At 71.8% G+C, this 22,856-nt stretch carries 28 protein-coding genes; 15 read left to right on the top strand and 13 right to left on the bottom strand.

Translation table 11 applies throughout. The features are described from left to right. Positions 1 to 63: 63 nt before the first annotated feature. Positions 64 to 1,281 (bottom strand): arginine deiminase, encoded by a 1,218-nt coding sequence (locus ACFYP0_RS26585; protein WP_356975475.1) that lies wholly within the window; start codon positions 1,279 to 1,281, stop codon positions 64 to 66. A gap of 163 nt (positions 1,282 to 1,444) precedes the next feature. On the opposite strand from ACFYP0_RS26585, the gene ACFYP0_RS26580 reads away from it, so the two are divergent. From ACFYP0_RS26580 to pheA, 5 genes are all read left to right on the top strand, one after another. Next, entirely contained in the window at positions 1,445 to 2,182 is a 738-nt protein-coding gene (locus tag ACFYP0_RS26580; RefSeq protein WP_124858486.1) for a hypothetical protein, read from the top strand. A 169-nt stretch (positions 2,183 to 2,351) separates the two neighbouring features. Then, positions 2,352 to 2,810: a hypothetical protein gene (locus ACFYP0_RS26575; RefSeq protein ID WP_356975477.1), complete on the top strand. Its 459-nt coding sequence runs from the start codon at positions 2,352 to 2,354 to the stop codon at positions 2,808 to 2,810. Between the two features lie 75 nt (positions 2,811 to 2,885). Beyond that, positions 2,886 to 3,275 (top strand): ACT domain-containing protein, encoded by a 390-nt coding sequence (locus ACFYP0_RS26570; protein ID WP_124858482.1) that lies wholly within the window; start codon positions 2,886 to 2,888, stop codon positions 3,273 to 3,275. Between the two features lie 207 nt (positions 3,276 to 3,482). Then, positions 3,483 to 3,977, top strand: coding sequence for a hypothetical protein (locus tag ACFYP0_RS26565; RefSeq protein ID WP_356975479.1), 495 nt, complete (start codon positions 3,483 to 3,485; stop codon positions 3,975 to 3,977). A 10-nt stretch (positions 3,978 to 3,987) separates the two neighbouring features. Then, on the top strand, positions 3,988 to 4,941 hold the full coding sequence (gene pheA / locus ACFYP0_RS26560) for a prephenate dehydratase (protein WP_356975481.1): 954 nt from the start codon (positions 3,988 to 3,990) through the stop codon (positions 4,939 to 4,941). A gap of 88 nt (positions 4,942 to 5,029) precedes the next feature. Here pheA and ACFYP0_RS26555 read toward each other — a convergent pair whose 3' ends face one another. The 3 genes from ACFYP0_RS26555 to ACFYP0_RS26545 all read right to left on the bottom strand — a co-directional run bounded on the left by ACFYP0_RS26555 (position 5,030) and on the right by ACFYP0_RS26545 (position 6,789). Further along, positions 5,030 to 5,752, bottom strand: coding sequence for an AIM24 family protein (locus tag ACFYP0_RS26555; RefSeq protein ID WP_112583872.1), 723 nt, complete (start codon positions 5,750 to 5,752; stop codon positions 5,030 to 5,032). A gap of 108 nt (positions 5,753 to 5,860) precedes the next feature. After that, positions 5,861 to 6,208 (bottom strand): metallopeptidase family protein, encoded by a 348-nt coding sequence (locus tag ACFYP0_RS26550; RefSeq protein ID WP_181518411.1) that lies wholly within the window; start codon positions 6,206 to 6,208, stop codon positions 5,861 to 5,863. A 149-nt stretch (positions 6,209 to 6,357) separates the two neighbouring features. Further along, positions 6,358 to 6,789 (bottom strand): OsmC family protein, encoded by a 432-nt coding sequence (locus ACFYP0_RS26545; RefSeq protein WP_124853332.1) that lies wholly within the window; start codon positions 6,787 to 6,789, stop codon positions 6,358 to 6,360. Between the two features lie 133 nt (positions 6,790 to 6,922). Here ACFYP0_RS26545 and ACFYP0_RS26540 point away from each other — a divergent pair, with 133 nt between their 5' ends. The 3 genes from ACFYP0_RS26540 (at position 6,923) to ACFYP0_RS26530 (ending at position 9,591) form a co-directional block, all read left to right on the top strand. Further along, positions 6,923 to 7,657, top strand: coding sequence for a hypothetical protein (locus ACFYP0_RS26540; protein ID WP_356975484.1), 735 nt, complete (start codon positions 6,923 to 6,925; stop codon positions 7,655 to 7,657). A gap of 300 nt (positions 7,658 to 7,957) precedes the next feature. After that, positions 7,958 to 8,779 carry an HAD family hydrolase gene (locus ACFYP0_RS26535; RefSeq protein ID WP_356975486.1) on the top strand — a complete coding sequence of 274 codons (822 nt, stop codon included), beginning with the start codon at positions 7,958 to 7,960 and terminating at the stop codon, positions 8,777 to 8,779. Further along, complete coding sequence (locus tag ACFYP0_RS26530) at positions 8,779 to 9,591, top strand: HAD family hydrolase (RefSeq protein WP_124859362.1); 813 nt, start codon at positions 8,779 to 8,781, stop codon at positions 9,589 to 9,591. The genes ACFYP0_RS26535 and ACFYP0_RS26530 overlap by 1 nt, the downstream gene beginning before the upstream one ends. Positions 9,592 to 9,593: 2 nt before the next feature. On the opposite strand, the gene ACFYP0_RS26525 is transcribed toward ACFYP0_RS26530, so the two are convergent. Beyond that, complete coding sequence (locus ACFYP0_RS26525) at positions 9,594 to 10,196, bottom strand: bacterial proteasome activator family protein (RefSeq protein ID WP_196920299.1); 603 nt, start codon at positions 10,194 to 10,196, stop codon at positions 9,594 to 9,596. Positions 10,197 to 10,280: 84 nt separating this feature from the next. On the opposite strand from ACFYP0_RS26525, the gene ACFYP0_RS26520 reads away from it, so the two are divergent. Both ACFYP0_RS26520 and ACFYP0_RS26515 read left to right on the top strand, forming a co-directional pair. Next, positions 10,281 to 11,078 carry an alpha/beta hydrolase family protein gene (locus ACFYP0_RS26520; RefSeq protein WP_356975489.1) on the top strand — a complete coding sequence of 266 codons (798 nt, stop codon included), beginning with the start codon at positions 10,281 to 10,283 and terminating at the stop codon, positions 11,076 to 11,078. 81 nt (positions 11,079 to 11,159) lie between these two features. Then, on the top strand, positions 11,160 to 12,347 hold the full coding sequence (locus ACFYP0_RS26515) for an ABC transporter substrate-binding protein (RefSeq protein ID WP_355583761.1): 1,188 nt from the start codon (positions 11,160 to 11,162) through the stop codon (positions 12,345 to 12,347). Between the two features lie 67 nt (positions 12,348 to 12,414). On the opposite strand, the gene ddaH is transcribed toward ACFYP0_RS26515, so the two are convergent. Then, the gene (gene ddaH, locus ACFYP0_RS26510; RefSeq protein WP_341869923.1) at positions 12,415 to 13,248 is read right to left on the bottom strand and encodes a dimethylargininase; all 834 of its coding nucleotides are present in this window, start codon (positions 13,246 to 13,248) and stop codon (positions 12,415 to 12,417) included. A 59-nt stretch (positions 13,249 to 13,307) separates the two neighbouring features. On the opposite strand from ddaH, the gene ACFYP0_RS26505 reads away from it, so the two are divergent. Together ACFYP0_RS26505 and ACFYP0_RS26500 are read left to right on the top strand one after the other, a co-directional pair. Then, on the top strand, positions 13,308 to 13,772 hold the full coding sequence (locus ACFYP0_RS26505; RefSeq protein ID WP_030331732.1) for an Lrp/AsnC family transcriptional regulator: 465 nt from the start codon (positions 13,308 to 13,310) through the stop codon (positions 13,770 to 13,772). Between the two features lie 72 nt (positions 13,773 to 13,844). Then, a complete protein-coding gene (locus ACFYP0_RS26500) occupies positions 13,845 to 14,801 on the top strand; it encodes a zinc-binding dehydrogenase (RefSeq protein WP_356975492.1) in 957 nt (318 codons plus the stop codon). 6 nt (positions 14,802 to 14,807) lie between these two features. On the opposite strand, the gene ACFYP0_RS26495 is transcribed toward ACFYP0_RS26500, so the two are convergent. From ACFYP0_RS26495 to mobA, 3 genes are all read right to left on the bottom strand, one after another. Further along, positions 14,808 to 15,914, bottom strand: coding sequence for a T3SS (YopN, CesT) and YbjN peptide-binding chaperone 1 (locus ACFYP0_RS26495; protein ID WP_124859352.1), 1,107 nt, complete (start codon positions 15,912 to 15,914; stop codon positions 14,808 to 14,810). Between the two features lie 81 nt (positions 15,915 to 15,995). Next, the gene (locus ACFYP0_RS26490) at positions 15,996 to 16,262 is read right to left on the bottom strand and encodes a DUF6457 domain-containing protein (RefSeq protein ID WP_124859350.1); all 267 of its coding nucleotides are present in this window, start codon (positions 16,260 to 16,262) and stop codon (positions 15,996 to 15,998) included. Further along, positions 16,259 to 17,026, bottom strand: coding sequence for a molybdenum cofactor guanylyltransferase (gene mobA, locus ACFYP0_RS26485; RefSeq protein WP_356975495.1), 768 nt, complete (start codon positions 17,024 to 17,026; stop codon positions 16,259 to 16,261). The genes ACFYP0_RS26490 and mobA overlap by 4 nt, the downstream gene beginning before the upstream one ends. Before the next feature lie 212 nt (positions 17,027 to 17,238). Between mobA and fdhD the strand changes: the two genes are divergently transcribed. Further along, complete coding sequence (gene fdhD / locus ACFYP0_RS26480; RefSeq protein WP_112583884.1) at positions 17,239 to 18,105, top strand: formate dehydrogenase accessory sulfurtransferase FdhD; 867 nt, start codon at positions 17,239 to 17,241, stop codon at positions 18,103 to 18,105. A gap of 13 nt (positions 18,106 to 18,118) precedes the next feature. Here fdhD and ACFYP0_RS26475 read toward each other — a convergent pair whose 3' ends face one another. The 4 genes from ACFYP0_RS26475 to ACFYP0_RS26460 all read right to left on the bottom strand — a co-directional run bounded on the left by ACFYP0_RS26475 (position 18,119) and on the right by ACFYP0_RS26460 (position 20,757). Then, the gene (locus tag ACFYP0_RS26475) at positions 18,119 to 18,835 is read right to left on the bottom strand and encodes a GAP family protein (protein WP_356975497.1); all 717 of its coding nucleotides are present in this window, start codon (positions 18,833 to 18,835) and stop codon (positions 18,119 to 18,121) included. A 170-nt stretch (positions 18,836 to 19,005) separates the two neighbouring features. Continuing rightward, on the bottom strand, positions 19,006 to 19,404 hold the full coding sequence (locus tag ACFYP0_RS26470) for a hypothetical protein (protein WP_355583773.1): 399 nt from the start codon (positions 19,402 to 19,404) through the stop codon (positions 19,006 to 19,008). Continuing rightward, positions 19,401 to 19,652 (bottom strand): hypothetical protein, encoded by a 252-nt coding sequence (locus ACFYP0_RS26465; protein WP_356975499.1) that lies wholly within the window; start codon positions 19,650 to 19,652, stop codon positions 19,401 to 19,403. The genes ACFYP0_RS26470 and ACFYP0_RS26465 overlap by 4 nt, the downstream gene beginning before the upstream one ends. A gap of 61 nt (positions 19,653 to 19,713) precedes the next feature. Further along, the gene (locus ACFYP0_RS26460; RefSeq protein WP_356975501.1) at positions 19,714 to 20,757 is read right to left on the bottom strand and encodes a DUF4192 domain-containing protein; all 1,044 of its coding nucleotides are present in this window, start codon (positions 20,755 to 20,757) and stop codon (positions 19,714 to 19,716) included. Positions 20,758 to 20,930: 173 nt separating this feature from the next. Between ACFYP0_RS26460 and ACFYP0_RS26455 the strand changes: the two genes are divergently transcribed. Continuing rightward, on the top strand, positions 20,931 to 21,845 hold the full coding sequence (locus tag ACFYP0_RS26455) for a fructosamine kinase family protein (RefSeq protein WP_356975503.1): 915 nt from the start codon (positions 20,931 to 20,933) through the stop codon (positions 21,843 to 21,845). After that, the gene (gene moaA, locus ACFYP0_RS26450) at positions 21,842 to 22,855 is read left to right on the top strand and encodes a GTP 3',8-cyclase MoaA (RefSeq protein ID WP_356975505.1); all 1,014 of its coding nucleotides are present in this window, start codon (positions 21,842 to 21,844) and stop codon (positions 22,853 to 22,855) included. The genes ACFYP0_RS26455 and moaA overlap by 4 nt, the downstream gene beginning before the upstream one ends. Position 22,856 lies beyond the last annotated feature (1 nt).

Here is a 22,856-nt window from a genome sequence, read left to right as displayed (position 1 = left end):
TCGTCCCGCTGTGCCGGGGCCGTCGTCGCGCTCAGCCGGGCGGCGGGTGTGGTCGTCGCGTGCTCAGCCGGCGACGGGTAGCGGGTCGCGGGTGATCGGGCAGGACATGCAGCGCGGTCCGCCCCGACCGGAGCCCAGCTCGGAGCCGGCGATCGGGATCACCTCGATGCCGGCCCGCTCCAGTTGCGCGTTGGTCTCCGTGTTGCGTTCGTAGCCGACGCAGAGCCGGGGTGCCAGCGCGAGGGTGTTGTTGCCGTCGTCCCACTGCTCGCGTTCCGCGGTGACCGGATCCAACCCGGTGTCGATGACCCGGAGCAGGTCGAGGTCCATCGCGTCGGCGGCGGCCCGCAGGAACGGCGCCGGACCGTCCACCCGCGGGTCCTCGCCGTCCCCGCCGGCGATCACCGTGTACGCGGACAGCGTGCTCGCGATGTTGGGGTACATCAGGACGGCGTCCACGTCGACCATCGTGCAGACGGTGTCCAGGTGCATGGTGGCGCGCTTCTGGGCGATCGGCACCACCAGGATGGTGTGGGCCAGGCCGGCGGCGAAGACCTGCCGCCCGAGGCGTTCGGCACCCGCTGGCGTGGTCCGCTCGCCCACCCCGACCGCCAGCACCCCGGGTGCGAGCAACAGCACGTCCCCACCCTCCAGATGCTCAAGGTGTGGTCGGTAGACGAATTCGGTGCCGGCGAACCGGGGGTGGTGGCGGTAGATGGCGTCGGTCAGGGTGGTCTCGCGGCGGCGGGCCGGCATGGCCAGGCTTGTGACACCGACCCGGTCGCCGATCCACAGCGACGAGTCGCGGGTGAAGAGCAGGTTGGGCAACGGGTCGATGACGAAGTCGTGTCGGTCCATCAGCGTGTAGACCAGTCCACCCGGTCGCTCGGAGCTGATCCGCAACTCGTCGTGGGCCAGCCCGGCGGTGAGCACGTCGGCCAGCGCCGCCGGGTCCAGGTAGGAGAGGTGGTCGGCGACGCGGGCGCGCAGCGTGTCGCCGAGCCGCCGGGAGCGCAGCACCTGCTCGGTGAGTTCGGCCCGGGCGTCCGCGACGGCCAGCGTCTCGGCCAGCAGGGTGGCCAGGTAGAGCACCTCGACGTCGCGCTCGCGCAGGGCGGCGGCGAACGCGTCGTGCTCCTCCTGGGCGCGCCCCACCCAGGGGATCGCGTCGAACAGGAGCGAGTCGTTGTTGCGCGGGGTGAGCCGGGCCAGTTCGGGGCCGGGCCGGTGCAGCAGTACGGTGCCGAGCCGCCCGACTTCACTGTCGACGTAGTGGGTCACTCCCGCAGCGTAGGGCAGGGTTTAGCGGCATCCGAGAAAAGAACTGTGGATGAATATGGCATTCATCCACAGTCACTCCGGCGCTCCGGCTTGCCGAACACCGGTAGTGGCAACGTAGGGTAGTGAGGACATAACTTCGAGGGACCTTTTGCCGGAGGTCGCGATGACTGTCTTTCCCGCACGACGAGCCGTACCGTCCGCTCGGGCACTGCCGCCCGTCGCGGTGCCACACCCCCGCGTCGAGGCGCCGGGGGTTCTCGAACCGGTCCGTCCGACACCCCTCGAATGGGCCCGCCGCCGTCGGGCCGAGCGGGGTGCACGCCGCCTGGAGGCGGCCGGGGCACGGGCGCTGGGCCAACTCGACCACCTCGGGCCTTCCTGGCACGTGATCGAGTGGCCGCGCACCGACGTGACAGACGTCCTCGACCGCGGTCAGGACGAGCGAGCCGGGTTCCTCGCCATCGGGCCGAGTGGCCTCTTCGCCGTGACCATCGCCGACCACGGCCGAGCCAGGGTGCTCGTCGCCGGAGACGTGGTGCAGATCAACGGCAAGCGGCCCCCGTACGTGGCCGAGTCCCGCCGGGACGCGAAGCGGGCCAGCAAGGCGCTCTCCGAGGCGGTGGGGCTGCCCGTTCCGGTGACGCCGGTGCTGACCTTCGTCGGCTCTGGCGTGATCAGCGTCTACGGTCTTCCGAAGGACTGTCTGATGGCCACCCACCGGGAACTGGACCGGTTGCTCGTGGCCGGCGGCAGCCGGATCAGCCCCGCGACCGCCGAGAAGCTTTCCCGGGTCGCGCAGCACCCGGGCACCTGGCTGAACGGCACGTACCGTCCAACCGCCGACTACCGGTGGTACGACGAGGGCCGAACGGCCGCTGACAAGCCGGCCCACCGCCGGTAACGTCACCGGCGACGCCACGCGGCTCCGGTCCCCCCGTTCCCCTCACCGGTCTCCGCGCCGTCACCGGTCGCCTCGGTTCACGCTGCGCGCCCCGGTGACCCGGTGCGCTCGGTGATTCCGTCGGCGACCCGCTAGCGTGGACAGTCGATCGGTGCACATAGGAGGCGCGGTGGCCCACGTCGAACTTTCGCTCTCGGAAGCGTTCGTGCCGGCGGCGCGGGCCTCGACAGAGCCGGAGTCCGACAACGTCGGCCAATGGTCGTCGACAGTCTCCCGCGCCGACGAGCCGTGCCTGCTGATCGACGCCGACACCCGGGTGGTGGCGATCTCCACGGCCGGTTGCGAGCTGCTCTGCCTCGGTGAGCCGGCCGGGCTGATCGGGCGACCGTTGCTCGATGGCGGGCTGCGCCTGCTCGACTTCACCGCCAACCGGTGCGAGCTGACCGAAGCCGAGATCGACAAGATTCCGCCACTGCTGGCGATCTCCTCCGGCCGACTCGCCCGTGGGCTACTCAGGGTGCAGGCCGCCTCGGCGAACAGCTCCGACGCGACAGTTGACGCGATCTCCACCCCGGTGCTCACCGACGGCACCGTCGCCGGCTCACTCACCTTCTTCTCCGAGGTCTGACCTGCGGCGCGGTGTGTCCTTCGCCGCACGCGGCGTTGCCGGGGTGGGTCCGCACGAAGGCCGTAGGGTGCCCTCATGCTCGATATCGCTCTACTGCCGGGGGAATACGCCGTGTGCCGGCTGGCCGCCGGCACCACCCTGCCGTACGCGCTGTCGAGTGGGCTGCGCGGCGCCGACGTGGTGACGGTGAGCTGGACCTCCGACGGGATCTCGGTGATCTGCCCGACCGACCGGGCGCCGGCACAGGCCGTGGTGGAGACGACCTGGCGCTGCCTACGGGTCACCGCCCCGGTGGCGCTGGCCGGCACCGACAGCCTGGCCGCGCTGGTCGACCCGCTCGCTGAGGCACGGGTCAGTGTCGTCACGTTCTCGACGTTCGACACCGACTATCTGCTGGTGCCGACCGTCCGGCTGACCGAGGGCACGGCCGCGCTCCAGCGCGCCGGGCACCGCGTCACCGGCTGACCTTCACCCGAACGGCCGCTCACCCTACGATGGGCTCGGCCACCCCGGCCGCGACGAATTCTCCGATGTCCCGAGGATCGGCCCGTGCCGTTCACCCCACCCCCGCCCGCGTCCCCCTCAGCGCGGTCGACGATCCACCCCCCACCGGCGACCCCTGGCCGGGCAGCCGATCGCGTTCCGGCGCGGAGCCTCGCCCGAGTCCTGCCGATGGCGCTCGCCGTCGCGGCGCTGGCCGGTTGTGGCGCCCCACCCGGGCTGGGGGAGCCGACCGGCGTGCCCACCCACACCGCGGCCCCGACACCGGCCAGCCCGAGCACCACACCGGCCACCCCGCCGACCACAGCGCCGTCTCTCGGTACGGTCACGCCCACCCCCGACGCCGGGCTGGTCGCGACGGCCTGCCGCAACGGACCGACCGGCCAGCGGGTGCTGCAACTGTTGCGCGGCAGGGCCGGAGTGCTGCCGGCGAACGTCCGGGTCCAGGTCCGCACCGGGCCGCTCTGCGCTGCCGACTGGCAGTTCACCGTGCTGGCGGTGACCGGGCACGAGGAACTCCAGGTGGTCACCCGGGGCGAGCCCGGTTCTCCGGTGCTGGTCACCGCCGGCACGGACGTCTGCACCATCGAGGTACGCGCCACCAGCCCGGCCGGGATTCGCGCCCTCGCGTGCGACGCCGGCCCGGCCAACGGACCGGGTGCGTAGGCTGATCGGCATGCCGGGAACACCGCCGACACGCTTCGTCTTCCTCGGGCCGGAGGGCACCTTCGCCGAGCAGGCACTGCGCTCCATACCCGCCGCCGAGCGCGGCACCCGTACGCCCGCCCGCAGCGTCGGAGAGGCGCTGGACAGCGTCCGCGCCGGCGACGCCGACGCCGCGCTGGTGCCACTGGAGAACTCGATCGGCGGCGCGGTGGGCGTCACGCTGGACGAGATGGCCGAGGGCGAACCGCTGGTGATCACCCGGGAGGTGATCCTGTCGGTGCAGTTCGTGCTCGCCGCGCGGCCCGACACCCCGCTGCCCTCGATCCGCACCGTGGCGGCCCATCCACAGGCGTCCACCCAGTGCCGGGGCTGGTTGCGCAACCACCTGCCCGACGCCGTGGTGGTCGACGTGCTCTCCAACGGCGCGGCGGCCGCCGGTGTCGGCAGGGGCGAGTACGACGCGGCGATCTGCGCACCGATCGGAGCCTCCGGGCACCGACTCACCACACTCGCCGACAAGATCGCCGACCACCCCGACGCGGTGACCCGGTTCGCGCTGGTGTCCCGCCCCGGGCCGCCACCGCCGCCGACCGGTGACGACCTCACCTCGCTCGCGGTCTACATCGCCCACGACCGGGTCGGCGCGCTGCTGTCCGTGCTGATGGAGTTGGCCGTCCGTGGGGTCAACCTGACCCGGATCGAATCCCGGCCGACCGGCGAGGCGTTGGGCCGCTACGTCTTCTTCCTGGACTGCACCGGCCACGTGGCCGACGTCCGCCTGGGCGAGGCGTTGCAGGGGCTCCGCAGGGTCTGTGCCGACGTCCGCTTCCTGGGCTCCTACCCCCGGCACCGGTGGGCCGAGGCGGGCGAGCGCCCGGTGCCCGCGCCAGCGGGCCTCTCCGACGTCGACTACGCCGACGCGGCGGCCTGGCTGACCCGCCTACGTACCGGTGAGTTGACCTGACCGGCGCGGAGCGCCCCCACGTGAGGGGGAGGGCTCCGCGCCGCCGCGGTCAGCTCGACAGATCAGGTGCGCCCGGCGTCAATCCCGGTCAGCTCAGCAGACCGCCGAGCAGACCGCCCTCCTGCTGCTGCTGGCCACTGCCCAGGACCGGCGGCTCCTCGGACGGCTGCACCACCACGAAGCCCTGACCGGCGAAGCTCATGGTGAACGACTCACCGGTGCGGCGCCCGAGCAGAGTGCCGAGGCCGAGCTGCTCGGCCCGGTGGTAGCCGGTCTGGAGGTTCGCCGACCAGCAGACCGCTGCCTGGGGGTCGACGTACGTCGGGGCGTCCACGTTCAGCACGACCGGGGTGCCCTTGGTGGTGATGGCGATCCGCCCGTAGCCGCTGAACACACAGTTGAAGAGGCCGGACGAGGACGCCATCCCGGCGCCGCCGACCATCCTGATGTCGTACTGGAGGGTGGAGTCGAAGGCGAGCACGCTGCTGCCGTTGATGGAGAGGGCGTCGCCCGGCTCCAGGTCGATGATGTGCACGTCCTTGGCCAGCTCGGCGAGGAAGACGTCACCCTGGCCGGTGACCTTCATCAGCGGGACGCCCTCGCCGGTGAGCTTCTGCTTGAGGAACTTGCCGAGCCCGCCTGAACCCAACGCCTGGAACTGCACGTTCCCCTGGTAGGCGACCATCGACCCGACCCGGGCCATCGCCTCGCCGTTGAGCTCGATCTTCAACATCTTGGAGTTCTGCAACCGCATGCCGGGCTGCGCGGACTCCTTCTCCAGATTCTCCGCGGAGAACAGCTCGCTGCGCATGAAAGGGCCTCCTGAATAGGGTCGCGTTCGCTGCACCGACGGTAGGCGACCTCGGCAAGCACCGGCCATCGGACGGACGGCGCGGCGCGGGCGGGTCGATCGCGGGGCTCAGCCCCAGCCGAGCGCGTGCAGGCGCGCGTCGTCGATGCCGAAGTGGTGGGCGATCTCGTGCACCACGGTCACCGCCACCTCGTCGATGACGTCCTCGTCGTTGTCGCAGATCCGCAGGATCGGACGGCGATAGATGAAGATCCGGTCGGGCAGCACGCCGGCATAGTCCCAACCCCGCTCGGTGAGCGCATACCCCTCGTAGAGGCCGAGCAGGTCGACCTCTCCCGGTGGCGGGTCGTCCTCGACCAGGATCACCACGTTGTTCATCAGGCCGAGTAGTTCTTCGGGCACCTCGTCGAGGGCTTCGCCGACCAACTCCTCGAAGCGCTCACGGCTCATCTCCACCGGCACCTCGCCCATTGTGCCCGACGCGGAGGCACGCGGCCCGGTCCTGCTGGACGACCGTGGCCGTCATCCGCACATGCACGGAAGAAGCGACCACCCGGGACCGGGCGGAGGCTCCTTCCGTGGACGTACGGTGTGGGCCGGCCAGCTCAGGCAGTCAGGCGGGCGTTCAGGGTGATCTCGGCACCCGGCGAGAGCAGGCGGGAGATCGGGCAGTTGGCCTTGGCAGCCTCGGCGAGCTTCTGGAACTCCGCGTCGTCGATCCCCGGGACCTGGCCGACCGTCTCCAGGTCGATCCGGGTCACCGTCATGCCGGCGTCGGTCTTGTCCAGGTGCACCTTGGCGGTGGTCTCGACCGAGGTGGCCGTCGAGCCCGCGTCGGCAAGCGCCTTGGAGAACGCCATCGAGAAGCAGCCGGCGTGCGCGGCGGCAATCAGCTCCTCGGGGTTGGTGCCCTCACCCTCCTCGAAGCGTGACTTGAAGGAGTAGTTGCCGGACAGGCCGCCCTTACCGGTGCGGATGGTGCCCGCGCCCTCGGTGAGATTGCCCTGCCATTGTGCTGAAGCGGTACGGATTGGCATGGGGCAAACGCTAGCGGAAAGGCGACCGCTGAGCGACAGACCGGCGCGCTCGCCAGCCCTGCGATCCCTGTCACCACCAGCTTGCTGTGCCATGATGCGACCCAGGTCCGTGACCGGCGGGGAAGGGTGGCCGATGTCCGAGGAGCTTCCGATCCCGCGGCAGGACGACCGATCCGAGGCCCCGGCGGTGATCGAGTGGGGTGCCGACGAGCGGGCCCCGCGACGCCGCTTCGCCTTTTCCCTGGCCGATTTCGCGCAGGATCCTCGGCTGCCCCTGCTGCTCGCCGGTCTGGGCGCGGTGGCCGCGATCGCCTCGCTCGTCGGTGAGTGGCTGGTGATGCGCCTGCCGAACGGCGGGCCCGACGGGAACGCTACGTTCGAGGTGCCCGCCGGGGTGTCCGAGGTCGGTGGCTTCGGGGTCGGCTACCTGGTCGGGCTTCTCGCTCTCGTCTGCTCCGTGGCGCTGACGTTGCGCGGCACGGCGGCCGTGCGGCCGAACGCCCGGCTGGCCGGCCTCACCCTGGCCGGTGCCCTGCTGGTGCTGCTGGTGGCTGCCACGGCCGGCCTCGACAACCCCGGTCAGCGAAACTTCTTCTACTCGCTCGAGGACGGCTTCCAAATCGAGTACGGCCGTGGGCTGGTGATGGCGTTCGTGGCCTGTGTGCTGTTCGCGGCCGCCCTGCGGCTGACCCCCGCCGCGCCTCCCGGCGTGTCCGCGGGGGCACCGGACGAGGACCGGCCCGGCGACGCGCCAGCACCACGGCCCCGGCGCCGCCGCCGCGACCCGATCGAGGACGGCCTCCCCGCCCCAGCCGACCTGACAGTCACCCCCGCTGCCCCCTTCGCCCGCCCCGACTCCAAGCCCTGACTCCCACCCCACCCACCCCACCCCACCCCACCCTCGCCGCCCCTCGCGTCGCCGATCTTGCAATTACTGTCCCGACAAAGGGTGCATAACGCGCGAATCAGCAACCGAAAGTGCAAGATCGCGCGGGGTGTGGGTGTAGCGCGGGGCGGTCCTCTGGCGGGCGCCCCGGGTTGGCGCCCGATTCGCCTGGAAGCCATGGATGCGACCCGTTCCGCGAGGTACGGTTGCTGCCCGCCGTCACGCCGGGCCTCGGTTTCCCTGGCCACGGCAGGCGCGACGGCGGCGGGCGAAGGAGGAACGATGACCCGCCCGGGACTGCCCAAGTTGATCGCGACCGACCTCGACGGGACGCTGGTCCGCAGCGATGACACCGTCTCCGCGTACACCCATGGGGTGCTCGACCGGGTGCGTGCCGCCGGAATTCCGGTGGTCGGCGCGACCGGACGTGGCCCTCGGTTGACCGAGTTGACCCGCAACGACATCCGCGCCGCCGACTTCCTGGTGATGGCCGGCGGCGGACGGGTGGTCGACCAGAGCGACCCGAGCGGCCCGGTGGTGCTCCGCGACGAGCGGCTGCCCGCCGAGGTGCTGGCCCGGCTCCTCGCCGACCTGGAGGCGGAGGTCGGCCCGCTGACCGTGATGGTCGAGGCGTCCGACGAGCACGACGCCCCGCTGTGGGGCGACTACCACGAGAGCTGGCCCTACCAGGACCGCTTCGAGGCGCGCACCCGCGACGAGTGCCTCGCCTGCGACGTGATCAAGGCCTTCGCCCGGACCGCCGACCACCACGTGGACGAGCTGCTGGCGGTGGCCCGTCGGATCGTCTCGCCGCAGGTCGCCACACTCACCCAGGCTGGGCTCGGCTTCATCGAGATCTCCCCGCCCGACGTTGACAAGGCGACCGGGCTGACCGTGGTGGCGGAGACCCTCGGGGTCGACCCGGCCGATGTGCTGGTCTTCGGTGACATGCCCAACGACCTGCCGATGTTCGAGTGGGCCGGTTGGTCGCGGGTGGCCGTGGCCAACGCGCACACCGAGCTGCGCGCCGCCGCCGACGAGGTGACCTTGCGCAACGACGACGACGGGGTGGCGGTGTATCTGGACCGGCTACTGTCCCGGTAATGGAAGACAGGCCCCGCCTCATCGCCACCGACATCGACGGCACGCTGATCCGCGACGACCACACCGTCAGCCCACGTACCGCCGACCTGCTCGCGCGGATCTCCGCAAAAGGCACGCCGGTCGTCCTGGTCACCGGCCGTCCGGTCCGCTGGCTCAAGATGGTGTACGACCAGCTCGCCAAGCCGCTGCCGGCGGTCTGCGCCAACGGCGCCGTGGTCTACGACCCGTTCTCCGACGAGGTGGTTCGGGCTGACCCGCTCGCGCCGCACCACCTGGCCGAGGTGGCCCGGAGGCTACGGGCCGAGGTGCCGGGGATCAGCTTCGCCGTGGAGATCCTGGACAGCCGGGAGATGCGCCACGAGGCGCACTATCCGCTGCGCTGGGACGCCGACGCCGACGGCATCCGGCCGATCGAGACGCCGGAGGAGCTGCTGTCGGTCCCGGCGGTGAAGCTTCTCGCCCGAGCCGGCGAGCAGGACCCGGACGCCTTCGCCGAGCTGATCGCCGCGGCGGTGGCGGGCCTGGCCGAGGCCACCCACTCGTCGTCCTCCGGGCTGGTGGAGATTTCCGCGACCGGGGTGACCAAGGCGGCCGGTCTGGCCTGGTACTGCGACCAGATCGGGGTGGCGGCGGCGGACGTGCTGGCGTTCGGCGACATGCCGAACGACGTACCGATGCTGACCTGGGCCGGGCGTGGCGTGGCGGTGGCCAACGCGCACCGCGCCGTCCTGGCGGTCGCCGACGACGTGACGACGGCGAACACCGAGGACGGCGTGGCGGCGTACCTGGAGAAGATCTTCGGGGTGGACTGAGGTCAGAGGTACTGACCGGTGTTGTGACCCTCGCCGCCGCCCGGCTGGCCGATGCCCGGCATCCCGGGGACGACCCCACCGGGGCCGCTGGGCAGCGCCTGCCGGCCGCCGCGCATCTGCTCCAGCTGCACCCGGGCGGCCATCTGCTGGGCCACCAGGGCCGCCTGGATGCCGTGGAACAGGCCTTCCAGCCAGCCGACGAGCTGGGCGTGCGCGATCCGCAGCTCGCCCTCGCTGGGGGCCTTGTCCTCGGCGAAGGGCAGCGAGATGCGCTCCAGCTCGTCGCGCAGCTCGGGGGCGAGGCCCTCCTTGAGCTCGACGATCGACCGCTCGTGGATCTCCCGCATCCGGCTGCGGCTGGCGTCGTCGAGAGGTGCGGCCTTCACCTCCTCCAGCAACTGCTTGATCATGCTGCCGATCCGCATCACCTTGGCCGGCTGTTCGACCAGGCGGGTCGGGTCCTCGCCCTGGCCCTCGTCGGTCTGCATCGTGCCGATCGGCCGGCCGTCCGGGCCAACCACCACCACGGTGCCGGAGTGGCCGGAGTCGTCGGGGCCGGGCTCGTCGTTCTGTCCAGCGGAGCGCGCTTCGGTCATGGGGTCCATCTTTACCCAGCGGGCGTGAACCATGCCGGCCGGGACCGACTACCGGGGCCGAACCACCCGGGCGGGGCGCGCTACCGTCGCGCCATGCCTGTCGACCCGCGCGCCGTGCTGACCCGGCCCGCACCGGAGCCCGACCGGACCGTGGCGTACGGGGACCACCCCGATCAGGTGGCCGATCTGCGGCTTCCGGCGGGTACCGGGCCGGCCCGGCCGCTGGTCGTCGTCGTGCACGGCGGCTTCTGGCGGGCCGAGTACGACCGGCGGCACACCGGGCCGCTGGCCGCGGCGCTCGCCGCCGACGGCTATCCGGTGGCGCAGCTGGAATACCGCCGCACCGGGCAGCCCGGAGGCGGCTGGCCGGGCACGCTGACCGACGTACTGACCGGGGTGGCCGAGCTCCCGGTGCTGGCCGCCGAGGCGCTGCCCGGCCGGGTGAGCCCGGCCGCGCCGATCCTGGTGGGGCACTCCGCCGGCGGCCACCTGGCGCTGTACGTGGCGGCCACCGCGCCGGCGACGGTGGGCGGGGTGCTGGCCCTGGCCCCGGTGGCCGATCTGGGTGAGGCGTACCGGCGGGATCTGGACTCGGGCGCGGTCGCCGCGCTGCTGGGCGGCGGACCGGCGGAGGTCCCGGACCGGTACGCGACTACGGATCCACGGATGTTGGTACCGATACGAACACGGACAGTAGTTGTTCATGGTTCTGAGGATCACCAGGTTCCGGTGGAGATGAGCCGGGATTTCGTCGCGGAGGCCCGTGCCGCAGGTTCCGATATCTCCCTTGTTGAACTGCCCGGATGCGAGCATTTCGGGCTGATCGACCCGGAGGCTGCCGCCTGGCCTCAGGTCCTCGCCGTGTTGCGGTCCCTGCACGATGATCACTAGCCATTGACGCAGCGTCGCGGACCAGGTAGAACGCCGGTGGGGCTGTGTTCGGCCCTGCAACGCTTCCTTGGAAGGAACTCGGTGTCGCAGATGAATCGCAGGCGGGCGCTCCAACTGTTGGCCGCGCTCGGGACCACCGGGTTCGTCGCCGCGTGTGGCTCAGACGGTGACGCCGAGTCGACCGCCGACCGGGGCCCGATCAAGATCGGTTTGATCACGCCGCAGGCCGGTGGTTTCAAGAGCATCGGCGACGACATCACCAACGGCTTCCAGCTCTTCCTCGACCTGCACGACCAGCGGCTCGGCGGCCACCCCGTGGAGCTGCTGACCGCCGACGAGGGCGACACCGCGAAGACCGGCAAGGCCGCCGTCGAGGGCCTGCTCAAGCAGGGCGTGCTGGCACTCACCGGCGTGGTCAACTCGGCGGTGATGGTCGGCATCCGGGACACCGTGGAGCAGGCCCGGGTCCCGCTGATCGGCTCCAACGCCTCACCGAGCAGCCTGCAGAGCGTCTTCTACATCTGGCGGACCTCGTACGTGCTCGACGAGGCCGGCCGGGCGCTGGGCCGCTACCTGCGCGACCAACTGCCGGAGAACGGCCGCATCGCGATCATCATGCCGGAGAACGTCGGCAGCCCGGACGTGGTCCGCGGCTTCCGGCAGGAGTTCGGCGCGACCGACCCGCGGATCGGCGACCCGGTGACCTACACCAACGCCACCGCCAACCCCGGCAAGACGACGTACGCCTCGGACATCACCAAGGCACTGGCCAAGAAGCCCACAGCGGTCTTCTGCTTCTTCGCCGGGGCGGCCGCGGTGGAGTTCATCAAGCAGCTGCGCGAGAAGTTCGCCGGGCCGATCTACGCACCCGGCTTCCTCACCGAGGGCACCGTGCTGGAGAACCTGAAGGACAACGCGCTGGGCATCCAGACCGCGCTGAACTACTCGGCCGACCTGAACAACACGTCGAACCGGGTCTTCGCCTCGGCGTACCGCAAGAAGTACCAGGTCACCCCCACCACGTACGCGATGGCGTCGTACGACGCGGCGCAGGTGCTCGACCAGGCCATCCAGCTGACCGGTGGGAAGCCCACGCCGCAGCAGGTCAACCTGGCCCTGGGCAAGATCGGCCAGATCGACAGCCCGCGCGGCATCTGGCAGTTCAACCAGCCGCGTACCCCGCAGCAGAAGTGGTACCTGCGCGAGGTGCAGCGTGACGGTCAGGTCATGTCGAACGTGCTGATCAACGAGCTGGCCACGCTGGGCTGACCGCCCACCCGGAGCACGATTCGGGGCCGGTCTCCCAGTGGGAGGCCGGCCCCGAGACGTTCGCGGATCAGTGCCGCAGCTCGGCGATGCAGCACTTCACGCTGCCGCCGCCCTTCTTCAGCTCGGCCAGCTCGACCGGGACCGGGGTGTACCCGGCCGCCTTGAGCTTGCCGGCCAGGCGGGTGGCCTCGCTGTTGAGCACCACGTTCGCGCCGTCGCTGACCAGGTTGAGCCCGAAGGCCATCGCGTCCTCGTCGTCGGCGATCACCGCGTCCGGGAAGAGTTGGGTGAGCACCCGCTGACTGGCCGCCGAGAACGCGCCCGGGAAGTAGACGACGTTCGCGTCGTCGATGGCCGCGAGCGCCACGTCCAGGTGGTAGAAGCGGGGATCGATCAGGCGCAGCGACACCACCGGACGGCCCAGCGCCTCCTGCGCCTCCGCGTGCGCGGGGATCTCGGTACGGAAGCCGTGCCCGGCCAGGATGAGCCCGCCGTGTGCCTCCGGCACGTACGCGAAGTCGCCCTCACCCTCGTTGGTCTCGCCGGGCGCGATGAACCGCCAGCCCTGCGCCTCGTAGAAGGCGTGGTGGGCGGCGGCCTCGGCGGCCCGCTGTTCGTGCTTGAACCGGGCGCCGTAGACGCTGCCGTCCACGACGAAGCCGCCGTTGGCGGCGTAGACCATGTCGGGCAGGCCCTGCTCGGGGGTGAGCAGGTGCACCTCGTGGCCGAGGCCGACGAGCGTCTCGCGCAGCCGGTCCCACTGCTTGACGGCCAGGTCCCGGTCGACCGGGGTGGTCACGTCCATCCACGGGTTGATCGCGTACTCGACCGCGAAGTACTCCGGCGAGCACATGAGATATGTCCGCTTTCGCGGGAAACGCTGCTGGTTCACGGTCACCAAGAGTAGGTACCGTAGAACTTTGAAAACAGCCACAAGCGTTGCTTCCCAGAGGCGGAACGTTGCAGATAGACGCGGTAGACCAGCGGATCATTGCGTTACTCGTCGCGGACGCCCGTGCGTCCTACGCCGACATCGGTGCCCGGGTGTCACTCTCCGCCCCAGCGGTCAAGCGTCGCGTCGACCGACTGCGCGCCACCGGCGTGATCAGGGGATTCACGGCCGTCGTTGATCCGGCCGCCGTCGGCTGGACCACTGAGGCCTTCGTCGAGCTGTTCTGCGCCGGCCGGACCACCCCGGCGCAGATCGGCGTGGCCGCCCGCCGACACCCCGAGGTGGTCGGCGCGTACACCGTCTCCGGGGAGGCGGACGCGCTCGTGCACCTGCGCGCCGCCGACATCGCCCACCTGGAGGCAGCACTGGAGCGGCTGCGGGCCGAGTCCTTCGTGACCTCCACCCGCAGCACCATCGTGCTCTCCCGGCTGGTCGAATCGCCCGGCGTCGGCCCGTCCGCCGGCACCTCTTGACCTCAACCCAGGTAGAGGAGATGGACTGACCCCGAGTGGGCGAGGCAGCCCATCGGTGCCGAGAGGACTGTCATGCGGGCGATCTGGTTACGTGAGTTCGGCGGGCCCGAGGTGCTGGTGCCCGGCCCCGCGCCCGACCCGGTCCCCGGCCCCGGCCAGGCGCTGATCGACGTCGCGCACGCGAACATCACCTTCATCGAGACGCAACTGCGCGCCGGTCACCCCGGCCCGTTCCGCCTCACCCCACCGCTGATCCCTGGCAATGGCGTCGGCGGGATGATCATGGCGGTCGGGTCGGACGTCGACCCGGCGCTGACCGGGCAGCGGGTGGTCAGCGCCACCGGAGGTTCCGGCGGTTACGCCGAACGCGCGGCCGTGGACGCGTCGGCGACGATCGCGGTGCCGGCCGGGTTGGCCTTGGACGAGGCGGTGGCGCTGCTGGCCGACGGCCGGACCGCCACCATGCTGATCGAGGCGGTCGGCGTCCGTCCAGGTGACCGGGTGCTGGTGGAGGCCGCGGCCGGCGGCGTCGGCAGCCTGTTGGTGCAGCTGGCGGCCCGGGCCGGGGCCCGGGTGATCGGAGCGGCCGGTGGGCGACGCAAGGTGGACCTGCTACCCGGCCTGGGTGCCGAGCTGGCCGTCGACTACCTGCTGCCCCAGTGGGCCGAGCAGGTCCGCGCTGCGGTGGGCGGGGTCGACGTGGTGCTCGACGGGGTAGGTGGTTCGGTGGCCCGCGCCGCCTTCGAACTGCTCCCTCCGGGCGGCCGGATGGTCAGCTTCGGGCTGGCGAGCGGGCAGTGGTCCCCGGTGTCGGCGGAGGCCGCCACGGCACGGCAGGTCACAGTGGTCCGCCCGGACGTGCCACCGGCCCGGCTGCGGGCGTACACCGAACAGGCCCTGGCGGACGCGGCGGCCGGCCAGCTGCGACCGCTCATTGGCCAACGTTTCCCACTGGAACGCGCCGCCGACGCGCACGCCGCCATCGAGGCGCGCGCGACGGTCGGCAAGACGCTGCTGGACGTGGCCTGATCGGGCTCAGAGATACATGCCGGTGCGGTGCTCCGACTCGTCGCGCCGGACCGGCTTGTCACCCTCACCGAAGAACCGCTTGCCACCGAACTCGCCGTGCAGGCGGTCGTCCAACTCGTCGGCGAGACCGGTCATCACCTGGACCGCCAGCATCAGATGGGTCGCCTGGAAGTTGCGGCCGAACACCGGAATGGAAGCCCACACCGTGTCGTCGGCGCAGTAGAGACGGCCGATCGGCATCCGGTTCGTCAGTTCGGAGAGCTTGACGTAGAGCCGCTCGGTCGGCTCCACCTCGGTGAGCACCGGGGAGAAGACGTCCACCAGGGGCGGATTGTCCCGCACCCGCACGAAGACCATCGCCGAGCCGGCGCGGATGGTGATGTCGCCGTCCGAGTCGATCTGCAACCGGTCGGTGTCCGACTTCAACATCGTCGAGACCACGGTGCGGACCCGATCGGCCAGGTCGAGCACGTCGTCCCGCTCGACCTGCGAGGCGGCCGCCTCGGCCAACGCCTCCTCCAGGTCCGCCTCGACGTCGGCGTCCGGACCGAACTCACTGCGGGCGGTGCCCAGCGGCTCCACAGCCAACGGCTCGCCCTCGGCGTCGTGCACCAGAAAGACGAGGAAGGCCGGGTGGGGAGCCCCGTAGACGTCCCGCAGCGTGCGGGAGAGCAGCGTGGCGACCTGGGTCGACTCGGCCGTCGTGGCGTTCAGCCCGAAGGAACCGCCGGAGCCGGCGACCACCCCGGGCGGGGACCAACCGAGCGCGACCATGTCCGCCACCGCGCCCCGGTCCAGTCGGTAGCCCGCCGGTAGAGCGGCGTTGCCAACCGCGCGGGCGGACAACACCCGGTCGGCGTCCACGTCGACGCTTATCGAATAGACGGCGTCCCCGGTGCCGGAGGCGGTGGGGTCGAGGGTCACGTCGAGGTTCGCGCCGACGGGAAGTTCCCGCAGCCGTACGGCGAGCGCGCGGGCGAACTCCCGCCACGCCTCGGTCACCTTCGCCCGCAGGTCGGTGGTGCTGGGCTCGTCGAGCAGGATCGATTCCGCCGGCTCAGTCGAAGCGCCGGGCAGCTCACCGTGCGGCGCCGAGGGGTGGTCAGCCGTCATGATCGCCTCCGTCCGTCACGATCACCCTACCCACGCCGCCCGTGGGTCGGATCAGCCCGGACCGGGATCGGACAGCGGCGGTCAGGGCGCCGTCGGGTCCGTGGGTTCGGCACCCAGTTCGACCGGCCAGGCGCCCGCCAGCGCGCTGAGCCGGGCCGCGGCGTCCGCCGGGTCCGCGCCCCGGCCAACCGCCAACCCGAAGAGGTACGCGGTGACCGGCGCACCCGGACGCAGCACCTGGTGGGCGACGTCCCGGGCCAGATCCAGCACCGCCGGCACCGGCACCGCGGCCGGGTCCAGATCCAACTCGGCGCACACCGCCGTGACCCAGTCGTCCATCACCGTCATCGCGCCCACTCCTCCGCCCGGCGTACGTCCTCGTCAGTGTCGCAGTCGAACCACGGCGGCGGGCCGTCGCCGGACCAGGCCACCTCCCGCACGACGAGACCGGCCAGCAACGCCCGGACCGGGGCTCCGGACAGACTTCCGCCCCGCTCGACCGTCAGCCGGTGCACCGCTGCCCGCAGCGCGGCGACGCGCCAGACACCGCAGAGCGACTGCCGCCGCCCGTCCCCGTCCACGAAGCACGCCCCGTCCGGTCCCCGCTCGCCGTCGAGGCCGCTGTGCTCCGTCGGAGCAGAGCCGCTGTGGGCCGAGGGCGCCGTAGGAGCAGGGCCGCTGTGGGCCGACGGCGCCGTCGGAGCAGAGCCGCTGTGGGCCGACGGCGCCATCGGAGCAGAGCCGCCGCCCGCCGGTTCGGTGTCGGGGGTCTCCCGGTCGAGGTGCTTCAGCAGTTCACCGATCGCGGCCCGGGTGAGCAGCGGCAGGTCGGCGGCGAGCAGCGCGACCACGCTGACGTCGGGATCCAGCAGCGCCAGACCGGCCGCCGCCGCGGCGACCGGACCCCCGCCGGGCGGGTCCTCCCGGACGACCCGTACACCCGCCGGCACGGCACCGGCCGCACCGACCAGCACCCGCGGCGTCGCGTCGCTGACGGCAGCCAGCACCCGGTCACGCATCGGCCGGCCGCCGACCGGAAGCGCGGGCTTGTCGAGCCCGCCCATCCGTCGGGCGGCCCCACCCGCGAGCACCACTGCGGCGTACGTCCCCACCCGGCCACCGTAGCCGTGCCCGCCCCTCGCTTCGCCTCGGTTCGCCTCGCTTCGGTGATCATGGAGTTATCGCTCGACACACCGACGACACGCGCGGACAACCTCATGATCAACGCGCGTGGGCGGGGTGGGGTGGGGGTGGGCCGGCGCTCACGGGTGCCCGATGGCTGGTGGTCGTGCGGGTGTGCCGGCGGGGGGTGGAGGATGGCGGGATGGGACGGGCAACTGATCGACGGGGCGTACTCCGGATCGACCTGGACGCGGCGACCGCCGGACGCGGATCGGTCCGCCGACCGGACACGCTCGCCGTGGAGGAGCCGCTGGAGATCCGGGTCGGCGCGGCCGGCCCCGGCCGACGCCGGCCGCTCGCCGTCACCATGCGCACCCCCGGCGACGATCTGGACCTGGCCATCGGGTTTCTGCTGACGGAAGGGCTGATCCGGTCGACCGACGACGTGTTGACCGCGCAGCTCTGCGCCGGCGCGGAGACGCCGAACACGTACAACGTGGTGGACGTGGTGCTCGCCCCCGGCGTACCGGAACCGACCACCGACCCGTCCCGCAACTTCTACACGACCAGCTCCTGTGGGGTCTGCGGCAAGGCCAGCATCGACGCGGTACGCACCCGGTCGCTCTTCCCGGTCGCGGCGGATCCGCTCAGCGTCCCGGCCACGCTGCTCGCCGAGCTACCCGACCGGTTGCGCGCCGCCCAGCGCGGCTTCGATCGGACCGGCGGGCTGCACGCGGCGGGGTTGTTCACCCCCGACGGCGAGTTGGTGGTGCTCCGGGAGGACGTGGGCCGGCACAACGCCGTGGACAAGGTGATTGGTTGGGCCGTGCGGGAACGCCGGCTGCCGCTCGCCGGGCACCTGCTGCTGGTCTCCGGGCGGGCCAGCTTCGAACTGACCCAGAAGGCGTGGATGGCGGGGTTGCCGCTGCTGGCCGCGGTGTCCGCCCCGAGCACCCTCGCCGCGGAACTGGCCGACGAGGCGGGGATGACACTTGTCGGCTTCCTGCGCGGGCGGACCATGAACGTCTACACCGGGCCGCACCGGATCACGGTGGAGCAGCCAGCCTGACCCGAGTTGCCCGTCAGCGACCGATCCGGTCGATCAGGTCGAACAGGGCCAGCCGTGCGGCGGCATCACGGGCGATCAGGAAACCGGCGATGCCGAGGATCCAGCCCAACGCGCTGCCCGCCTTCGCGACGATCCAGGTGTTCAGGCGGGCCAGCACCGGCTCGACCAGTCGCGGGCGGGCCACCCTGGCACCCAGCAACAACACCGCCGGCAGCACCATGACCAGGCAGTACCCGGCAAGCAGCGCCGCCACGCTCGCCGCTCCCACCCCCGAGGTGGCCAGCAGACCCACCGCACCGAGGTACGGAAGCATGGTCGCCACCTCGGCAAGCGCCGCGAGCAGCGCGAGCCCGACCAACCAGCGGGCCGAGGAATCTCCGGCGGTGGCCCGGTCCCGCCACCGCAACACACCACCGGTACGGGGACGCCGCTTGCCGTCGTAGCGGAAGCTGAGCACCAGCATTCCCACCCCGAGGACGAGCTGCGCCCAGAGGACGCCCCGGTTGTCCAGGGCACCGCCCAGCACGTCGCCCAGCGCGCTGCCGCCCCAGACCAGCAGCAGCCCAACCGCGAGGTAGAACACCGCGATGGTGGCGAGGTAGCCCAGGATCCGGCGGACGTTGACCGGCCCGGGGGCGAGCAACAACCAGACCGGGATGAAGAGGGTGCCGATGCTGGTGCTGTCGATCAAGGCCAGCCCGGCCAGCGACAGCAGCAGTTCGGGGGTCATGTCGTACCAATGCGGAGAACGGCCACGAGATCATTCTCTGGCGGCGGTGGCCCTGCCGCGTCGGCCGTGGACAGGAGCAACGCATACATCCTTCGACGGAGGGCGTCGCCGAAGTAACCCGCTCAGGCGGTTCGACCTCGTGGGGCGAGATGTGAGCCGCCACGCATCCCTCACGCCAGGTCGAGGATGCTCCAGTTGGTGGGGAGCACCTTCGCCGCCGCCTTGGGTTGCGCGGTCACGTAGTGCGCCTCGTGGGTGAGTGCCGCACGGGCGGCGTGGCCGAGCGAGATGTCTCCGTCCACGGCGCGGGCCAGCCTGCCGGTGTCTTGCACGTCCCCGGCATCCAGCGGCAGCAGGCGGATCATCGGGGCGCTCATCATCAGAGCCAGTAGCGCGGCATCGATCTCGTCGGCCACGCTCGCGAAGGCGACCGCCAGGCAGGTCGCCGGGACGGCAACTTGCCGGCCCTCGTCGGCGATCTCCAGCATCAACTCCCCCACCGAGACGTTGCCCTCGATGTAGGCAGTCAGCGCCGACGCGTCGAATACGACAGCGATCTGATCGCTCATTCGGCATGCCCCAGCATCCGGCGCCCCTCAGCCAGAGCGTCCGCTGGAATGGGTGTTGCCAGCCGCTCCCGCCACCGCGTCCTGCCCGCCTCGGTCGCCTGGATGCCGACTCGCCGCAGCACCTCGTCGAGGTGCCTGCGGGCCATCTGGACCCGGACCGCCGCCGTGATCGCGGCCGAGACGTTGGGCTGCTGGTCAAGCCACTCGGCGACATCGTCGGGGAGGCTAACGGAGCGCTTCACGGTCATGTCCTCCAGCGTATCAATTCCGGTAGCACCGTCGGTATTACCGCGTGCACGGCGGGGCCGGTCAGCGGCGGCCACGTCGACTCCGTTTGCGGGGCCGGATGACGCCGGGCATCCCGACCGACGGCCAGCCGTCCAGCTCGGCCGGGGGCACGCCCCGCCGGAGCAGGTCGTCCAGAAGCAGGGCGAGCGAGTTGTCGGGGTGCAGGCTCAGCGTGCGTTCGAGCGCGACCGCCGCCAACGCGCCCTGTCCGGCGCGCCAGGCGGCGAACGCCAGCAGCGCACCCGGCGCGGCGGCCACCTCCGGCTCGGCGCGGCGCAACACGTCGGTCCAGAGGGCGATGTCCCGGTCCCGGCCGTCGGTGCGTTCCCACGCGTGATCGCGGACCGGCAGGTGGGTCATCAGCAGGCTCAACCAGGCCACCTCGTCATCGTCGAGCCGCTCGCCACGCCGCTGCCGGCGCTGGGCGTCGCGGACCGCCGCCACCCCGGCGGCGCGCAGCGCCCGCGCCCCGAGCAGGTCACTCTCGGGTGCCTGCTCGATCAGCTCGGCCAGCCTCTGCTCGGCGCGGGCGGTGGCCGCGCGGGCCGCCTCCCGGGCCGGGCCGTCCATCGGTGCCACCTGCGCCACCAGGGCGGCCCGGTCGGGGAGCGCGACCTGACCGGCGAAGACCGCCGAGGCGGTCAACCGGTTGACGGTCGGGTCGTAGCGGCGACCCTCGGGCGGGCAGCAGTCGGGCTCGGTGCAGAGATAGGACCACCAGCGGCCGTCGGTCACCCGCAGCGCGTCGAGCACGTGCAGCCCGAAGTCGTTCAGCGCGTCGCGCACCGCGTCCACGGCCGGGGTGACCCGCTCCGGTTGCCCGTAACCCACCACGGTGGCGGCCTCCGCGCCCTGCCGGCGGATCACACCGGCCAGGTGCCCGGCCAATCCGCCCAGCTCGGTCGGGTCGGGCAGGTCCGCGCGGGCGGCGAAGACGATCTGTCGGCCGACCAGCGCCACGGCGACCACGCTGTCGGTGGGATGAAAGCCGAGCAGGTACGGCACCGCGGCGATCAGGTCGGCGGGTGAGCGGACGGCGAGCTGAGGGCGTTCGGTCGAGGTCATGCCGGAAGCCTGCGGCGGGCGTACCGGGCCCTGCCACCCCTGTGGACGACACGCGGCTTATCCACAGTTACTGAACGTGTTTTCCCTGCTCACACCACACCTACGGGTGCCGAAAGAGCGCCGATGTGATCAGGCGACACCTGGCTGTCGTAAGGAGCGGTTACCGTGCGCTGATGGACCTGGCGTACCTGCGCGCGCATCCGGCACACCTCCCGACCTTCCGGACCCATCAGCGGCTCCGGGAGACGCCGGTCGCCGGTGGGAACATCTGCGCTGCCGCCCGGCTCACCCTCGACGACGGCCACTCCGTCTTCGCCAAGTCCTGGCCCGAAGGCGCCGACCGACCGCCGCCGGAGGGCTTCTTCGCCGCCGAGGCCGCCGGCCTGCGCTGGCTGCGGGAGGCGGGCGCGGTCGGCGTACCCGAGGTGATCGTGGTGCTGCCGGAGCTGCTGGCGCTCGACTGGGTGGAGCCCGGCGAACCGACGCCGGAGGCCGCGGAGCGCTTCGGCCGGGAGTTGGCCGGGCTGCACCGGGCGGGCGCGACCGCCTTCGGTGCCACCTGGCCCGGGTTCATCGGCTCGCTCCCGCAGGACAACACCCCCACCGGCGGGCGCTGGTCGACCTGGTTCGCCGAGCGGCGCCTCGTCCCCTACCTACGCCGCTCGGTCGACGGCGGCGCACTGACCAGCGCCGATGCCGCTCTGGTCGAGCAGGTGATCGGTCGCCTCGACGGGCTCGGCGGCGACGAGCCGCCCGCGCGCATCCACGGCGACCTGTGGCCGGGCAACGTGCTGTGGGGGGCCGACGACCGGGTCTGGCTCGTCGACCCGGCAGCGCACGGTGGGCACCGGGAAACGGATCTCGCCCAGCTCGCCCTCTTCGGCGGCATTCCCCACCTGGATCGGGTGCTGGCCGCCTACCGGGAAAGTTGGCCACTACTGGACGGCTGGCGTGACCGGGTGCCCCTGCATCAGCTGCATCTGCTGCTCGTGCACACCGCACTCTTCGGCGTCAGCTTCCGAGATGTGGTCGTCCAGACCGCCCGTGGCGTCCTGAGCCGGGCCGAGCGCGCTACGGTCGACAGGTGAGCGTCGCCTCGGGGACCGACGGCGTCCTCGTCGACCGGTACGGCCGTGTCGCCCGGGACCTGCGCGTGTCCCTCACCGACAAGTGCAACCTGCGCTGCACCTACTGCATGCCGGCCGAAGGGCTGCCCTGGCTGGCCGGCCCCGAGCTGCTTTCCGACGAGGAGATCGTCCGACTGGTCCGGGTGGCTGTCGAGTTGCTCGGCGTGACCGAGGTGCGGTTCACCGGCGGTGAACCGCTGATCCGACCCGGGCTGGTCGACATCGTGACGGCGGTCGCCGCCCTCGAACCCCGCCCCCGGGTCTCGCTGACCACCAACGGCATCGGCCTGGACCGACTGGCCCCGACGTTGCGGACGGTCGGCCTGGACCGGGTGAACGTCTCACTGGACACCTTGGACCCGGACCGGTTCACCAAGCTGACCCGCCGCCCTCGCCTCGACGCGGTGCTGGCCGGGCTCGCCGGGGCGGCGGCAGCCGGTCTCAATCCTGTGAAGATCAATTCAGTGTTGATGCGTGGTGTCAACGAGGACGAGGCGCCGGCGCTGCTCCGCTTCGCCCTCGATCACGACTACCAGCTGCGGATCATCGAGCAGATGCCGTTGGACGCCCAGCACGGTTGGGCACGCGACACCATGGTCACCGCCGAGGAGATCCTGGCGTCCCTGCGTACCGTGTTCGATCTGAGCCCCGACCCGGCCGAGCGCGGCGCGGCACCGGCGGAGACCTGGCTGGTCGACGGAGGCCCCGCCCGGGTCGGTGTGATCGCCAGCGTCACCCGCCCCTTCTGCGGGGACTGCGACCGCACCCGACTGACCGCCGACGGTCAGGTCCGCGCCTGCCTCTTCGCCACGGAAGAATCGGATCTGCGCGGCGCGCTGCGCACCGGCGCGGACGACGACGAGTTGGCCCGGCGTTGGCGTACCGCGATGTGGGGCAAGCGCGCCGGGCACGGCATCGACGACCCCACCTTCCTCCAGCCGACCCGCCCGATGTCCGCGATCGGAGGCTGAG

This window comes from Micromonospora arida (assembly GCF_042873195.1).
GTDB lineage: Bacteria > Actinomycetota > Actinomycetes > Mycobacteriales > Micromonosporaceae > Micromonospora > Micromonospora arida.
This window is presented reverse-complemented; position numbering and strand designations above follow the sequence as displayed.